Here is a 15,652-nt window from a genome sequence, read left to right on the forward strand (position 1 = left end):
CTTCGTGGTCGTCGCCGTAGTCGAGGGCTTCGCGTTTGGTGCGGAAGCCGCTCTTGCTCGGCCATTCCGGGATGCTGCCTTCGGGGCCTTTCCAGCGGGCGCTGCGCTTGCCGATAACCTCGTCCGTGCAGGTCAGGCTGCATGTTCGTATTCGTGCAGGATGCCGCCGAGGCGGTCGCGTCTTCGGACGTCGAGGCGTGTAATCTGCCCTGGATCAGCGAGCGGTGCGGGTAGAGCGTGGAGCGGGCGTGCGTTCGCGATGCCCTGGTGAGGCCGATGATCGTTGTAGAGCTGCTCGAACTCCCGAAGCGTGTGCAGCAGGTGGGCCTGGTTCCAGATCAGGGTGCGGTCGAGTAGTTCGTGTCGGCAGGTCTGGACCCCATCGCTCCATGATCGAGTTCACCCTTGGCATCCGCACGCCGCTGAGCACGACTTCGATCCCCCGTCCGCCAGGATGGCGTCGGAAAGGTCGGGGTACTTCCCGTCCCGATCGCGGATCAAGAACCGGGCTCGGGTGCCGATGTCTTCCCGGTCCATCACCAGGTTCCTGGCGGCCTGCGTCACCACGCAGCGGTTGGGTGCGCAGTGGCGCCCAGAACCCTGATCCGTCTGCTGGCATGCTCAATCACCGCGAAGACGTACAGTCGGGTCGGGCGCCGGACAGAGTGACCGTTTTTTCGAAGAAGTCGCACGCGAGCAGTGCGCCGGCTTGGCTTGGGAGCGTAGGAACGCGGCCGCGGCCCAGGTGGTGGCGTTGCGTTCGGGTGCCGGGTCGATCCCGGCGTCCTTGAGGATCTCCCAGACGGTGGACGGGGCGACTTTCACGCCTAGGACCAGGACCAGCAGTTCGCCGTGCACGCGGCGGTATCCCCACGACGGGTTCTCACGCACCAGCCGCAGGATCAGCGGCGGATCGAGCGCACGGTGCGCGGCCGCCCCACGTGCTTGGGTCGGCTGCGCTGCGCGTGCCGCCGGGCGATCAGGTCGCGGTGCCACCGGAACACGGTGTCCGGACGCACGACCAGGTGCAGGTGTTTGAGTACGCGCCTGGCAGATGGTGTAGCAGCGTCGCGAGCAGCGCTCGATCACTTGGGGCGAATCGCACCCGCTGTGGAGCGAGCTGCTGCTGTAGGACAGCGAGCTGCTGCCGTAGTGCCAGGATCTCCGCATCCTTGTCTCGATCGCTCATCGGCAGCAGTCGCAGCGACGCGAACGCGTTGCTCACCCGAGGTAGGCCAGTCGCAGCAGCACGATCGATCACCATGGCACGACGTTGGCCAGGGATCCGGACGTGTCACAGTACGCTACTCCGTGCAACCCTTGCCGGGCTGCCGGACATGGTCCTGAGCAGCACGGATGAAGTTATCGGCAAGCGCAGGGTTCCACTTGCGTCCGGCGAACGGGCGTGCCTCGAAGGCGTTCATAGTCCTGTCGGCGGCCAGGTGAGCTCAGTATCGGGACGGCGCGGTGTCGGCGGCGGCGATTCGGGTGACGGGGGAGCGCACGGTGCCGATCGCGACGAGGAGTTGGATGGTGGCGGCGACGGTGAACAGGGCGCGCACGGACCCGGAGGCGTTCAGGAGGACCGCGCCGAGCACGGCGCCTGCCGGGAGCGTGGCGTAGGCGATGGCCCGGCCCATTGCGACGAACCTGCCGATGCGCTCGGCGGGGATGATCCGCTGGAGACTCGTGAACCAGCACACGACGACCAGCGCGAACGCCGCGCCGCCGATACCCGCGCCCGCGACGATCGCGCCCCATATCGGCAGCACCGCCGGTATGGCCATCCCCACCACTGAGAGCGCCATCCCGGCCGAGATCACCAGTCCGGCCGAGGTGCGTTTCATCAGGCGGGGGGCCAGCACGCCCGCGACGACCGCGCCGGCTCCCTGCGCGCTGAAGACCATGCCCAGCGCCACTTTGGACTGGCCTTCGCTGTGCAGCAGGACGTAGACCAGATTGCCCTCGATCAGGGACGCGGCGAAGTTGGCAGCGGTCATCAGTACGGTTCCCCACAAAATGGCCGGGGAGTACCCGATCGTGCGCAATCCCACCGCCAGTCCGCGGCGGATGCCGGACGACGAGGTGGGGGGCCGTGGCCGTGCTCGTCTGGTCGCGCCGGGGGCGATTGACGCGAGCAGTGTGGCCGAGGCTGCGAACGTTGCCGCGTTGATCAGGGTGGCTGTGCCGGTGCCTGCGGCTGCGACGATTGCGGTGCCGAAGACTGGGCCGCTGAAGGACAGCAGGCCGTCGGTTACCTGTGTCCATGCGTTGAATCCGGCTCTGCGTTCTTCCGGCACGCCTTCGACTGTCAGGCCTTGTAGTGCGGGGAAGTAGAACGGGCGGATGCATGCGAGTAGCAGTGCGATGGTGTACAGGGCTGCGATGGGTGGGTGGTTGGCGCGGGCGAGTAGCGCCAGGAGCGCTGCGACGATTGCGGAGGCCGAGTCGCAGAGGATCATGACGGTGCGTCTGGGGAATCGGTCGGCGACCAGACCCGCGAACGGTCCGATCACCACGTAGGGCACCAACTCGACCACGTATGTGAGGGCTGTGGCCAGCGGCGAACCGGTCAGTCGCAGCACCAGCACCGGAACCGCGAATCGGTAGATCCAGTCGCCGATCGAGGAGATCGTGAACGCGGCTCGAAGACGGATGAGGGCCCCGAGAGTGAGCCGGTCGACCTCGCCCGCCGGGGTGTGCACCGCCACCATCGTCGGCCTTCTCAGGCCGATAATTCGGTGGTCACCGATGATGCGAAATCCGTGACGAGCGCGCTCGGCAGGTCGGCGCGGAGCAGAATCCGCAGCCCGGCCTCGCCCTTGGCGACGATGGGGAAGAACACCGCCGAACAGTAGTAGCCTCTCTCGAACATCCGCACCGACAGGTCGACGGCCCGGTCGGCCTCGCCGACGGGGATCACGCGCACGGCGAAGTCGTTTCCCGCGTGCGGGGTCGGCACCAACCGGTCGAAGAGCTTGACGTTGTCCCGCAGCCGTCGTTGCAACTCGCCGAGTTCCGGCGTACGGTGCAGGGCCGCGCTGGCGAGTGAGGCGCCGAGCACCATGTTGTCGGGGCTCTGCGACCAGCCCACCGGTCCCGCGTGACGTCGCAGGAGCCGGACCAGGCCGCGGTCGCCGAGCATGGCGACCGCGCCACCGGTGCCGAACCCCTTGACCAGCGACGCCACCACCATGGTCAGTGGATTGAGCTGCGCCCGGGAGCGCACGTAGCCCTCGCCGTGCTCGCCGACTGCGGACAGCGAGTGCGAATCGTCGATGTAGAGGAACAGGCCGTACTTGTCCTGGAGTTCCAGCAGCCCTTCCAGCGGGAGCGCACCGCCCATCGAATACGCGCCGTCCGCGACGTACGCCACGCGCGGATGTTTGCGGCAGACGTCCTCCAGATAGTCCAGGTCGTTGTGCGGCGCGGTGAGCACCAGGCTCTCGTCGGCGCAGATCGGCTTCACATGGGCGAGGTTGAAGTGGGCGAAGCGGTCGAAGACCATCGTCCGGGGGCCGCCCTCGGCCACCTGGCCGCCTGCCAGCAGCGGCAGGATGCCGGACGTCAGGGTGCTGCACGACAGGCCGAGCAGGATGTCGGCCTGCCACAGGTCGCCCAGTTCGTCCTCCAGAGCCGCCGAGAGATTGGGCCGGATCCGGGTCGCCGAGACCGACAGCGAGGTCGACTTGGCCGTGGCCAGTGCGTCCACGGCTCCCCGCAGGATCTTCGGGTGGGAATTGAGCCCCAGATAGGAGCACGAGCACATGTTCACGAACCGGTGGCCGGTTTCCCGTATCACCAGTTCGTAGTCGGACGCCGCGTCCACGTGCATGTCGATCAGCCCGTGATCGGCTGCGGCCTGCCAGACCGGATCGGCCACCGCCAGCATTCGCTCGCTGTTGCGGTAGCGGTGCGGACCGGTCGCCTCGGGCGTCTCGCCCGGGTGGTCCACCACTGTCGTGGTCACTGTTTCTCCGTTCGGTCGAGGTGCGGCGGAATCAGAGGGTGCGCGGGATGGATTGTCGGCAGTGCTGGGTATGCGGCTGGCGCCGCGTGGGCTCGAGGGTCGAGGGTCGAAGGCCGAGCATGGCAAGGCGGAGGAGGGAGGCGCACTGGAGGTGCGCCGACCGACGACGACGCGGCCAGGCGAAGGCCATCGGCCCGCGAGCCCGACAATTCATCCCGCGCACCTTCTCAGTCCAGGTAGTTCTCGGCGCCGCCGTCGCGCACGGTGTCCAGGGTGACGCAGTGGAAGCCGCCGCCGAGCACCTGCGCGTGCCGCAGGCGCAGCGGGAGCACGGCGATGCCCTTGCCCTCCAGCGCCTTGATCAGCTCCGGCTGGCCCGCGTCCACCACGGCGTGTTCGTGATCGATCATCAGAAGATTCATGCCGATCCACACCTCGCTGAGGGTGGCCCGACTCGGTGGGACCTGAGGGCGCAGCGGCGGGCACCACAGCACGTCCCAGTTCCGCAGCGGCTCCGGTACGGCGTCCTGCCGGATGCGCGCCGGATTGAGCAGCGCCAACCCCGGCCGCAGCAGCGCGATCGTGCTGTCGATATGGGTGTGGCCGTAGACGTTCCGCAACGGATGCACGCGCAGGCCGCCGAACACCCCGAGCGTGTCCTGGAGCCAGCGCAGGCCGAACTCGTTGCCGCTGCGGGAAACCTGGTAGAGCACGTCACGGCCGATCCGCAGCACGTTCGCCGCGTCGAACACCGGCTCGGTCTCGCCGAGATCGGGCAGCCCGTCGGCGTCGACGAGGAACAACTCGTCCGGCAGCCGGGGCCGGGGCGCGGCGATCCAGTGGGCACCGGCCAGCAGGTACTCCTGGAACAGGTCGCGCAGCCCGAACAGCTCGAAGTAGCGTGCCCGCATCGGACTGGGCGTCTCGATGATCGTCGAACCGATGACCAGGGTCAGATCGCGGGGGCAGTACGAACTGCGCCCCCGGCTGCGCCACGCCGGCGAACCGAACTCGGCGTCGTGATCGGGCACGGCCGGGCGGTGCACCGTGATGCCCAGGCCGCGCAGGGCGGACGCGAGCTCGGCCAGGTCCTCGTTCGCCTCCTCGATGATGTGCCGGGGTACTGCGCCCACCTCGATCTCGGCCAGCTGCGCTGCGGTCAGCTTCGGGTATGAGCTCAGCCACGCTGACGGATCTCTCTGGTCGGGAACCACCGTGCCGCTGGCGTCCCCGACGATGATCTCCCGCAGCGTGGTGAACTCGTCCCAGGAGTGCACGCCCGGCCGGCGGACGGGCTCCGGTTCGGGCGCGGAGCGAACGCTGCGGACACTGTCAGTCGTGGTCACGTCATGTCCCTTCTCGGAACCTGTTCGGCGTCAGTAGCCGGCCCTGTCGTGGGCGTCGTCACCGCGCACGGTGGGCACCATGAAGCTGCGTTCGAAGGTCAGCACGATCTCGCCGGTGGACTTGCGGCCCTCGGTGCGGCAACTGACGATGCCGACATCCGGCCGGCTCGTGGACAGGCGTTTGCCGGTGATCTCGCTCTGCGCGTAGAGCGTGTCGCCGACGAAGACCGGATGGGGCAGGCGGATGTGGTCCCATCCGAGATTGGCCACGGCGCGCCCGCTCGTGCTGCGCGCGGTCATCCCGCCGACGATGCTCAACGTGACCAGGCTCGACACGAGCGGCCGGCCCCACCTGGTGTGCTCACTGTAGGCGGCGTCGATGTGCAGCGGCGAAGCGTTCATGCTCAGCATGCTCATCAGCACGTTGTCCATCTCGGTCACGGTGCGCCCCGGCCGATGCTCGATCACCGTGCCGACGACCAGTTCCTCGTAGCAGAACCCGACTGTTTCGCGGTACCGGTGCGGGCCGATCCGGCGATAGCCGAGCAGCCACGGCGCATCGTCGTCCGTCTCCGCCTCGGTCATGCGTGCTTCATCCGGGCCGCGTCGTCGGGTGTCCCGAACTCGTCGAGCAGCCGCCGGGACGCCTCGAAGAACGGACGGCCGAGCATGCCGCCGTCGACCGTGGTCACGTCGTCGGCGCTGCATCGGGCCGCGTCGACGATGCGCGCGGCACGTTCCAGCTGCTCCATGCCAGGCGAGAACACCTCGTTGATCACGGTCACCTGGGCCGGGTTGAGCGCGATCTTGCCGCTGAACCCCAGTGCCAGCGCGAGTTCGGCCTCCCGGTGCGTGGCCTTGGTGTCGGTCAGGTCGAAGGTGGGCGAGTCGATCGCGTGGATGCCGGCGGTATGGGCACCGTTGACCACCCGGGCCCGCGCGTGCACCAGCGGCTCCCAGTCCACATCGATGCCGAGTACCGCGGCGTAGTCGGCGGAGCCGAAGATCAGTGCGCGCAGGCTGCCGGACGCCGCGGCGATCTGCGCGGCGCGTTCCACGCCTCGCGGCGTCTCCAGCACGGCGAACAGTTCCACGCCCGGACACCGGGGCCGCAATACCTGTTCGACGATTTCCAGGTCGCGGGGCGACTCGACCTTGGGCACGAGGACGGTGGCGGGCTTGACCGGGTAGTCCTGGATGGCCAGGAGATCATGCAGGCCTTCGGATTCGGTGACGGGGTTGATCCGGATGGCGCAGTGCCGTGCCGTTCCCACGGCGGATGAGAAGAAGGCGCCGGCCTCGCCGCGGGCCTCCTCCTTGCGCCGCCCGGACACTGAGTCCTCCAGGTCGACCAGACAGATGTCGGCGCCGGAGCGGTGACACTTGGCGTAGCGATCGGGGGAGGTCGCCGGCGTGCACAGCACGGAACGGCAGTAGCGGGTATACATTCATGGCTCCTGGTTCACGTCGATCAATACCTTGCCGACGGTCGCCCTGGCAGCCAGCGCGACGTGGGCGGCGGCGACATCACGCAGGCCTACGACGCGATCGATGTGCGCGACCAATTGACCTCGGCGCGCGAAGTCGAACAAGGTCTGGGCGATGTGGCACAGCAGCTCCCGGTTGTCCACGACGTGCCGCATCCAGAAGCCGGCACACCCGACGGACTGCTCGATCAGCCGTTGCAGCGGCACGTCGACGTGCCCACCCGGGCGCCAGCCGAGGGTGACCAGTCGGCCGAACGGGGCCAGACCGGACAGGGCGGACTGTGCCTGTGCGCCGCCGACGGAGTCGAGGAACACGTCCACTCCGCGGCCACCGGTCAGCTCGTGCAGTCGCGCGCCCAGATCAGTACCTGTTTCATCGACGAGTGCCTGGGCGCCTTGTTTGGTCACGAACGCCTGTTTGGCGGCGGTTCCGGTGATGCCGATGACTGAGCCGGCGCCCAACGCAAAGGCCAGTTGGACCGCGAGGTGGCCGACACCGCCCGCGGCGGCGGACACCGCGACCGTCTCGCCGGGGCGTAGTCGGCCGGCCAGTACTAGTGCGCCATAGGCGGTGGCGCCTTGTTCGAACAAGGCGAGCGCCTGTTGGTCGTCGATGTCGTCGGGCACCTCGATCGTGTGGGCGTCGGGGGCGGCAGCGACTTGTGCGTATCCGCCGCCGGTCCGTAGCAGCGCGGCAACCCGGCGTCCATCCCGCCGGCGAATGCCCACGGCGTCCACGCCCAGCACCGCGGGCACCACTCGGCCCGGGTCGGCGCGTTGGTCCAGATCGTCGAAGTTGAGCCCGGCGAACGTGACGTCGACCAGGCTCTCCCCGTCTGTAGGCAGCGGCTCGGCCACCTGCTCCACACGCAGGACGTCCGGTCCCCCCGCCGCGTGCATGACAACGGCGTTCATCCACTCGGTCACAGAGCACTACCGGACACGCGGGACGCCGTTCGCGTCATGTCCGTGCTGCGGGACGCGGACACGAGCCGGCTCGCGACCGCTGTGGCCGCCGTGAGATCGGGCGCGACAATACAGGGGGTGACTGTGCCATCAGGGAGATAGTCGGACGTCAGCAAGACACCACTACCAGTCACCGGGTCGAATCCCAGGTCGTTTCGCGTCAGCCACTGATCGGCCGCGGCGAACGACGGCACCGTCCAGCCGCCGTTGCGTTCGAGCAGCACGCGGTGCGGCCGCTGGGCGGCGGTGAGCAGGCGCTCGCGGACGACTGAGTGCAGGTGCGTCGAACCGCTCATGCGCCCATTGGTCTCGGTGAACACGATGTCCCCGGTAGGCGTGAGTATCGCGTCGGTGCTCAGGTAGCCGCGATAACCCATCGAGTGAACGCATTGGCCAAGCCGCTCGCCCTCGTTCACCAATTCGGTATGAGCGGCCTCGGTCAGCGCAGGCGCCGGGACGATCTCACCGGCGGCCACCGGTTCCATCAGGATCTGCCCGGTACCCGTCAGCCTCGGGCCTTCGTCGCGTAGTAGGTACTCCGCGTATACGGTGTCGCAGCCGGGCAGATAGCGTTCCACCACCAGCCTGTCGCGACCGCCGACAGTGAGCCAGCCCCAGCGCTGGGCGACGTAGTTCGCGATCGCCGTGTCGTCCGACAGGACGACCACGCGATTCGCGCCCGTCGGCCGCACACCTCCTGTGGCACTGACGATCTCGTTACCGAGGCCGCCGCCCTGGAACTCCTTTTTCAGCATGGCGCTGTGCCCGTCGGCCAGCAGTTCGCCCACCGCGCGCACGGCCTCGTCGGGTTCGGTGACGACGTGGCCCGGCGCGACCGCGATGCCGGCACCGGCCGCGAGAGCCCGGAATACGGCCTTGCTGTTGATCAATGAGACACCGCGCGCCGCAGCGAACGGCCTGCCCGGAAGCGCGCCGGCCAGATCCACCGCGTCGACGAGTTCGACGACGGCGGCATCGGTGTAGACCGCCAGGACGTCATCCACCCGGCGCTCCCGGACGATCATCCGCAGGCGCTCGCGAAATCCCGTGTCCGCCATTCGATCCCGAGTCAGCAGACCCTCGCCGTCGATGCCGGGCGGCGGAGCGAGAATGGCGAGCGAATCGATATCCGTCCGAGTATGGCCGACGACATAGGCCAAATACTCCATCCTCGGCAGCCACGGTAGGACGACGACGTCTCCCGCTTTCGCAAACCACAGGACACGCAGTGCCGAATAGCCGGCGTACTCCCGCTCACCGGGTGTGAGCGAAGCCATTTCGCCAACCATGTCCCTGGTGCGGCTGTTGCCAATGATCAACGACGCCACGAAACCCCACCTAAGATCGCGGCGCAAATCCGCGGCGCCGATTTGGATCATAAGTGACCTGATGCCGAGCCGATGGCGAGCGCGTCATCGCGTTCGCCATCCTCGCATGTCGAACGGCGTAACGGATCTATCAGGGCTCTGCGCCAGCCGTCGCCTCAGTCAAGCTAGCACGGCCCACCTTGGTCGGCCAGTATCAGTATTCAACGAAGATCGCAGGCTACACGTGGCGGCGGCGCTGAGTGGACGGGTCGTGGAGGCCACGCCACCTGTACAGACGTGATCGAGTCCAAATAAAGCACGTTGTTTGACGGGTGCTCCGCCAGGGTGGCTGCATCCCGGTCCCCGCTGCGGGGTCTGGCAATTTCGTATACTGAGACAATGCGGTGCGGAGGCGGTGCGGCCGGAAGGCCGCGCGCACACTCACTGTCCGTTGTGGACGGCCACCGCGGTGGGAACCGCCGGGTCGGATGCGGCAGCCACCGCGAGGCTCTCCAGGTCTCGCAGCAGCGCCTCGCCGTCCGCCGGGGTGACGTACCAGCTGTCCCCGCGCACTGTGAACACGATGCCGTCCGCAGCGTCGTCGATGCTCAGGTACAGCGGCTCGATCGGCTTGTCCCGCCACTCGGTCAGCCGGAACTCGGTGCGGGCGAGCAGCTGCGGGATCGCGTCCGCCGCCGACGCGTCCGAAGGCGTCGCGGCCGCGGACCTGGACGTCTCGCCTCGCCGGTCGTTGACGTACGTCCACGCGTCGCCGTCCCAGCGCGCGGCGCCCGGCCGCTCCCGGGCGAGGCGGTCGATGAGCGCGAGCTCCTCCTCCGGATCGTAGTAAGCGTGCTTATACGCCAGCCGAACGGGACCGCGGGCGCGGATCACCGCCTCGTCGACGGTGGCCCCGGCGACATCGAGCACGCAGACGCCGGCCTGCATGACATGACTCACGACCTTGCGCAGGCCTGGCCGGAACCGGTTGTTCACCAACGGCCGCAGCACAGCCGGGTTCAGCAGTCCCCGCCGGCCCAGGGCGACGGCATACAGGGTCAGCAGGACCGTCGAGGAATCGGCGCGCGTGCGGCGGCCGATCGCCTGCATAGCCGGGTACAGGGCGACGGTGGTCAGGGTGCCGGCCCAGTGCCGCCGTTCGCTCCGATCGGCCGACCGGGGCATCGGGCGCGGCGGGACGGACCGCAGCTCGGCCTCGATGTGGCGCAGCCCCGCCGCAGCCTGCCGCCGACCGGCCGGCGAGTCCTGCCAGCGGACGAGTTCCAGCTGCTCCATGCCGCGCGGCGGCTCGGTGACGCGCTCTGCGGTCTCCTCGAAGAGCACCGCGGTGCCCACGCCGTCCGCCACCAGATGACAGGCGACGATGACCAGATGGGTCACCGCACCCTCGCGGCGCACCACGGCAACGCGCAGCGGCCATTCACGGACGAAGTCGCGGGCCGTGGTCACATACCGTTCGTACACCGCCTGGGCCGTCTTCTGCGGGTCGGCGTCCCCGTCGGCGTCGTAAACCTCGAAGGTGATCTCGCCGTCGGCGAACAGCTCCTGGGACGGCCGGCCGTCGGCGTCGAACCGCAGCCTCGTACGCAGCGAAGGGAAGCGGGACATCATGTACCGCAGCTCATCGGCCACGTCCTGCACGGTCCGGTCGGAAGGCTGCGGTAGTGGCGCGCCGATGTTGAGCCAGCCCCACCTCAGCATCGACAGCCAGACCATGCGCTGGCCCCAGGTGAGCTCCCCGGTCCCGGCGCCGTCGCCGGCGAAGGCGACGGTCACCCGGTCCGCGGGAAGGGGCGGCGTGGCGGGCGGTTGGTCGGGCGCCCCCGGTTCACGCACCACGCCGGCAACCGCCGCGTAGCGTACCGCCTCGGGCAAGGCGTCGGGCTCAGCGAAGAACATCATCGAGCTCCTCGGGAGTGCGGGTACTGACTCGGTGGTGCCCCCTCTTCGAGCTTAACCGTGGCCGGCGGCGCAGGGTCGGCCGACGCGCAGCGGCGGACGAGCCTACAGCCGCACACAAGGCCACGGTTAAGCTCGAAGAGCCGTGATACCGCTGCCTGGACCGCTGACGAGTGACCGGTTGACGGGTTGTCAGTGTTCGGAGACTATCGCGGGCGTGACCGCGTCCTGCGATAGTCCACATCCGACTTTCGCATATCGCAGACGACGAGCACTGGTCTTGCTCCGGGCCGTGCACCGGCACCACCGACGACCGGGCGACACCGACCCCACTGGAGGAGAACGGCATGGCCATCGGCGCTCCGCCTCGGTTGAGTGTGGTGATCCCGGCGTATAACAACGGCGATACGCTCGACCTCGTACTCGAAGCGCTGGGGCGGCAGACCGTGCCTGCCGACCGGTTCGAGGTCGTCGTCGGGGATGACGGGTCGAGCCCGCCGCTGGCCCCGGTCGTCGACAAGCACGCCGAGCGGATCAACGTGTCCTGCGTTCGCCTTGAGACCAACCGGGGCCGCAGCGCCAACCGCAACGCCGCCGCCCGGGCGGCGGGGGCGGCGGAGCGGCTGCTGGTGCTCGACGCCGACAACGTCCCGAGCCCAGGCGTGGTGGCCCGGCACCTGGAGTTCCACGCGGCCCGCGCGGGTCGGCCCGGCGTGTTGTGCGGCCAGCGGGTCGAACTGGACTGGGCGGGAAAGGACGCGCTGCGCCACGGTCGGCCGATCACCCCCGCGATGGTCGACCAGTACCGCGCCGACGTGCGGTACCCGTACCACCTGCTGCCGCAGTTCGAAGCCGACTTCCGGCGGGCGCCGTGGCTGCTGGCGCACGGCCACCACGTCTCGATCGACCGGGCAACCTTCGAGGCGGTGGGCGGCTTCGACGAGACGATGACCCGGTGGGGCTACGACGACACCGAGTTCTTCTACCGGGTCTTCCACCACCACGGCCAGTCGCCGGACGTGTTCGAGATGGACGCTGAGGCCGTGGCATACCACATGTCGGACTATCGCAGGACACCGACGATGCTGGCGGCGATGGACAACATCCACTACTTCGTTCGCAAGCATCCGACATACGACGTGGAGGCGATACACAGTCTCAACACCTTCGGCTACATCATGGGTCAGATACGGTTGCGCGAAGACGCGGTCCGCGTGTTGCGCGGCGGCGGCCTCGGCGATCCGGCGCGGCTGCCCGCGCCGGTCCTCGACGAGCTCTCGCGGCACAGCGCGCTGGTGATCGGCCGCGGCCTGGGGGCGCTGGCCCTCGGCGAGGGCTCGCGCACGTTCGACCACGCGGCGCCGTTGACCGAGACCAACTGGCACCTGTTCGGGTCCGTGCTGCGGCCGCTCGGGAACGTCCGGTTCGACGTCCTGGTCAATCTCGACCTGTGGCGCTTCCTGCCGCCCGAGGAACTGTGGGTCCTGGTCACCCAGGGCCGCAAGAAGGCCGACCGGCTGATGCTGGTGGCCTCGCACGACGCCCCCGATCCGGTCGACCTGCTGCCGGTCCCGTTCCTCGGCGACATCCAGGCCGCCGCGGCGGGACTGCGCGGCGCCTTCCCCGTGGCCGTGGCCGAGTACGGCGACGCCTCGATCCTGACGATCAACTGACCGGCGGGCCGTTGTCGGGCCGGGCCGGGTCCGGCTACCATGAACGAAGAATGCTGATAAGAGAGTGGAGCACCCCGCGGGCCTGCGCGGACCGCCGCCACTCCGGCAGATCTCTGATAACAGAAGGCTGCCGCCGACGGAGTCCCGGCCCGTAGCCAGGGAGGTCCTCGTGGTCGCACCGCTGGGCATCGTGCCAGCGGCGGGTGGGGGTTCGCGGCTTTGGCCGTATCGGGCCGCCAAGGAACTGATCCAGATCGGGTACGAGACGGTCGCGGCGGACGGAGAGGGCGGGGAGTGCGGCACTGCGCAGCTGGTGCCGAAGGCCGCGATCGACCACGTCCTGGACGCGATGCGGCGCGGCGGGGTGCACTCGGCCTTCGTCGTGCTCTCCCCGGTCAAGTGGGAGGTCTTCCGCTATCTCGGCTCAGGCGGGCAGCGCGGCATGCAGGTGGCCTACCTGTGCCAGGAGGAGCAGCTCGGCATGCCGCACGCGCTCGACCTAGCCCACCCCTTCATCGGCGACCGGACCGTGTGCATGGGCATGCCGGACACCCTCCTCGCACCGGACGACTGCTTCGCCAAGCTGCTGGCCTTTCACGAGAAGCGCGACGCGGACCTGAGCCTGGGCCTGTTCCCGGTCGCCGATCCGCGAGCCTTCGCGCCGGTCGTGCTCGACCCGGGCACCGGCCGGGTGGTCGACATCGTCGACAAGCCCCAGGTGCCGCCGGTCACGACCGTGTGGGGCATCGCGGCCTGGTCGCCCGCGTTCGGCGAACTGCTGCGCGAGTTCGTCCGCGCGGGCGCGGCCGGGGCGGCCGACGCCGGCGAGGGGCTGCTGAGCGAGGCGTTCCTGCTGGCCGCGCGATCCGGACTGCAAGTGTTCGGCCTGCCGTTCGACACCGGCCAGTACCACGACATCGGCACGCCGGCCGGCCTCGTCGACGTCCGCCGGCGCCTCGAATCGGGACTGGACGGGCCGGCGTGAGCCGCTTCCTGTTCGTCGTCCCGCCGTTGGCCGCGCACGCGAACCCGGCGGCGGCGGTCTCCCGGGTACTGGCCCGGCGCGGGCACGAGGTGGCCTGGGTCGGCTCCGAACGCTACTTCCGGCCGCTGCTGGGCCCGGATGCGATCGTCTTCGGCACCGGGCTGCGCCCGTATCGCGGGCAGCGCGACCGCGGGTTGCGGGCCGTCCAGTCGCTGTGGGACGACTTCGTCGTCCCGTTCTGCGCGCACATCGCGCCTCAGGTGGACAGCGCGGCTGAGACTTATCGGCCGCACATAGTGGTCGCCGATCAGCACGCCATCGCCGGCGGCCTGGTGGCGCAGCGGCGCGGGCTGCGGTGGGCGAGCCTCGCGCCCACCCAGATGGAGCAGGCTCGGCCGTTTCGCAACGTGCAGCGGGTGGAGCGGTGGATCGAAGGCCGGGTGGCGGCCGCGGGCGAGGCGCTGCTCGGCACCGCGCCGGAGCACGACCCGCGCTTCTCGCCCCACCTGGTGATCGACTTCACCACGCCCGCGCTGACCGGTCGCCATGACCCGCCCGCACACCTCGCGCCGGTCGGCCCGGCGCTCGGCCCGCGCCCGGACGTGCCGGACTTCCCCTGGGCGGCGCTGGACCGGGATCGCCGACTGGTGCTGGTCACCATCGGCACCGTGGCCACCGACCTGGGCCGGGACTTCTTCGCCCGGGTGGTCCGGGCGCTCGAACCGCTGTCCGGCCGGGTACAGGCGGTGGTCAACGCGCCGGCCGCACTGGTCCCCGACCCGCCGCCGCACGTGCTGATCGCCCCCCGCACGCCGGTCCCCGAGTTGCTGCCCCGAGTGGACGCCATGATCTGCCACGGCGGGATGAGCACCAGCTGCGAGGCGCTGCTCAACGGCATCCCGCTGATCGTGGCACCGATCAAATACGACCACCCGATCGTGGCCAGACAGGTCGCCGCCGCCGGCGCGGGACAACACCGGCACTTCGACCGCACCAGCGCCGCACAGTTCACCGCAGCACTCGAAGCCCTGCTCGACGATCCGGCATACCGGGCCGCCGCCGAGCGCATCGCCGCCTCATTCACCGCGGCCGGCGGCGCCGAGACGGCAGCCGAACGCCTGGAGCGGCTGGCGGCCTGATCCCGGCCGGGTCCGAACGGCCCTGACCCCGCACCGCCGGGCAGCTCAGCCGCGCAGCCGCACCGGCAGATGTACCGGGCCGCGCAGCATCAGGTTGTGCAGCGGCTCAGGCTCGGCGGCCAGCGCCAGATCGGGGAAGCGCTGAAGCAGCCGGGGCAGGATGATCCGGCCCTCGGTGCGCCCGAGCATCGCGCCGAGACAGTAATGCGGGCCGGCGCTGAAGGCATAGTGCTGATCGTCGCCGCGGGTCGGGTCGAAGCGGTCCGGATCCGGGAAACGCTCCGGGTCGCGGTTGGCCGCCGCCGTCAGGACGAGCACGGTGCGGCCCGCCGGCACCGGGACGCCGGCGACCTCGGTGTCCTCGGCCGCGTAGCGGACCGCGAAGTGGACCGGCGGCTCGACCCGTACGATCTCCTCCACGTACGCCGGCGCGAGCGAGGGATCGGCGCGAAGCGCCTCGGCGGCTTCCGAATGGGCCAGCAACAGGAGCAGGCCGTTCCCGATGAGGTTGGCCGTGGTGCGGAACCCCGCGTTGAAGAAGACGATCAGGTTCGCGATCAGCTCGTCGGCGGCCTCGGCCGACGCCTCGTCCTCGTTCCCGTCCTCGCCCTTGCTCTCGGCCAGGGCCTGCGCCAGCGCGGAGACCAGATCGTCGTGCGCCTGCTCCCTCCGGTCGGCGAGCAGGGCCGTGAAGAAGGCGGTCAGCTCGGCCGCCGCTCGGTCGGCCGCGAGCAGGTCGCGGAAGTCCGGCTGGCCCAGTTCGAGCACGGCGTCGAAGGTGCGCACCAGGTCGGGGAAGCGGCGCCGGTCCGCCTCGGCGACCCCGAGGATCGTGCCGATCACCTCGGCGGGCAGCGGG

General features: G+C 69.5%; 12 protein-coding genes and 1 pseudogene. 3 read left to right on the forward strand and 10 right to left on the reverse strand.

The genetic code is table 11. From position 1 onward, the window contains the following. Window positions 1-132 precede the first annotated feature (132 nt). From VGS97_RS29665 to VGS97_RS23640, 9 genes and pseudogenes are all read right to left on the reverse strand, one after another. Window positions 133-1,251 (reverse strand): annotated as a pseudogene (locus VGS97_RS29665) (integrase core domain-containing protein). Window positions 1,252-1,448: 197 nt separating this feature from the next. Beyond that, a complete protein-coding gene (locus VGS97_RS23605) occupies window positions 1,449-2,714 on the reverse strand; it encodes an MFS transporter (protein WP_326855823.1) in 1,266 nt (421 codons plus the stop codon). 11 nt (window positions 2,715-2,725) lie between these two features. Next, a complete protein-coding gene (locus VGS97_RS23610) occupies window positions 2,726-3,955 on the reverse strand; it encodes an aminotransferase class I/II-fold pyridoxal phosphate-dependent enzyme (RefSeq protein WP_414641809.1) in 1,230 nt (409 codons plus the stop codon). 242 nt (window positions 3,956-4,197) lie between these two features. Next, a complete protein-coding gene (locus VGS97_RS23615; RefSeq protein ID WP_326855825.1) occupies window positions 4,198-5,316 on the reverse strand; it encodes a hypothetical protein in 1,119 nt (372 codons plus the stop codon). 30 nt (window positions 5,317-5,346) lie between these two features. Beyond that, window positions 5,347-5,901, reverse strand: coding sequence for a MaoC family dehydratase (locus VGS97_RS23620; RefSeq protein ID WP_326855826.1), 555 nt, complete (start codon window positions 5,899-5,901; stop codon window positions 5,347-5,349). Continuing rightward, the gene (locus tag VGS97_RS23625) at window positions 5,898-6,764 is read right to left on the reverse strand and encodes a CoA ester lyase (RefSeq protein WP_326855827.1); all 867 of its coding nucleotides are present in this window, start codon (window positions 6,762-6,764) and stop codon (window positions 5,898-5,900) included. Before VGS97_RS23625 ends, VGS97_RS23620 begins: the two co-directional genes overlap by 4 nt. Beyond that, complete coding sequence (locus tag VGS97_RS23630) at window positions 6,765-7,718, reverse strand: quinone oxidoreductase family protein (RefSeq protein ID WP_349262237.1); 954 nt, start codon at window positions 7,716-7,718, stop codon at window positions 6,765-6,767. Between the two features lie 8 nt (window positions 7,719-7,726). Continuing rightward, window positions 7,727-9,097 (reverse strand): peptide ligase PGM1-related protein, encoded by a 1,371-nt coding sequence (locus VGS97_RS23635; protein ID WP_326855829.1) that lies wholly within the window; start codon window positions 9,095-9,097, stop codon window positions 7,727-7,729. Between the two features lie 420 nt (window positions 9,098-9,517). Beyond that, window positions 9,518-10,996, reverse strand: a complete 1,479-nt coding sequence (locus VGS97_RS23640; protein ID WP_326855830.1) for a condensation domain-containing protein — start codon at window positions 10,994-10,996, stop codon at window positions 9,518-9,520. A 347-nt stretch (window positions 10,997-11,343) separates the two neighbouring features. Between VGS97_RS23640 and VGS97_RS23645 the strand changes: the two genes are divergently transcribed. The 3 genes from VGS97_RS23645 to VGS97_RS23655 all read left to right on the forward strand — a co-directional run bounded on the left by VGS97_RS23645 (window position 11,344) and on the right by VGS97_RS23655 (window position 14,793). After that, window positions 11,344-12,669, forward strand: coding sequence for a glycosyltransferase (locus VGS97_RS23645; RefSeq protein ID WP_326855831.1), 1,326 nt, complete (start codon window positions 11,344-11,346; stop codon window positions 12,667-12,669). 169 nt (window positions 12,670-12,838) lie between these two features. Further along, the gene (locus VGS97_RS23650; RefSeq protein WP_326855832.1) at window positions 12,839-13,654 is read left to right on the forward strand and encodes a nucleotidyltransferase family protein; all 816 of its coding nucleotides are present in this window, start codon (window positions 12,839-12,841) and stop codon (window positions 13,652-13,654) included. Then, complete coding sequence (locus VGS97_RS23655; RefSeq protein WP_326855833.1) at window positions 13,651-14,793, forward strand: glycosyltransferase; 1,143 nt, start codon at window positions 13,651-13,653, stop codon at window positions 14,791-14,793. Before VGS97_RS23650 ends, VGS97_RS23655 begins: the two co-directional genes overlap by 4 nt. A gap of 45 nt (window positions 14,794-14,838) precedes the next feature. Here the strand turns inward: VGS97_RS23655 and VGS97_RS23660 are convergent. Next, the coding region (locus VGS97_RS23660; protein WP_326855834.1) for a cytochrome P450 at window positions 14,839-15,652 on the reverse strand (814 nt) is incomplete at its 5' end.

It is taken from the genome of Actinocrinis sp. (assembly GCF_035946395.1).
GTDB lineage: Bacteria > Actinomycetota > Actinomycetes > Streptomycetales > Catenulisporaceae > Actinocrinis.

Bases quoted from the DNA above. Each gene is read 5' to 3' on its own strand.
- VGS97_RS23630 (WP_349262237.1), bottom strand. From the start codon at position 7,718: ATGAACGCCGTTGTCATGCACGCGGCGGGGGGACCGGACGTCCTGCGT.
- VGS97_RS23625 (WP_326855827.1), bottom strand. From the start codon at position 6,764: ATGTATACCCGCTACTGCCGTTCCGTGCTGTGCACGCCGGCGACCTCC.
- VGS97_RS23620 (WP_326855826.1), bottom strand. From the start codon at position 5,901: ATGACCGAGGCGGAGACGGACGACGATGCGCCGTGGCTGCTCGGCTAT.
- VGS97_RS23645 (WP_326855831.1), top strand. From the start codon at position 11,344: ATGGCCATCGGCGCTCCGCCTCGGTTGAGTGTGGTGATCCCGGCGTAT.
- VGS97_RS23605 (WP_326855823.1), bottom strand. From the start codon at position 2,714: ATGGTGGCGGTGCACACCCCGGCGGGCGAGGTCGACCGGCTCACTCTC.
- VGS97_RS23640 (WP_326855830.1), bottom strand. From the start codon at position 10,996: ATGTTCTTCGCTGAGCCCGACGCCTTGCCCGAGGCGGTACGCTACGCG.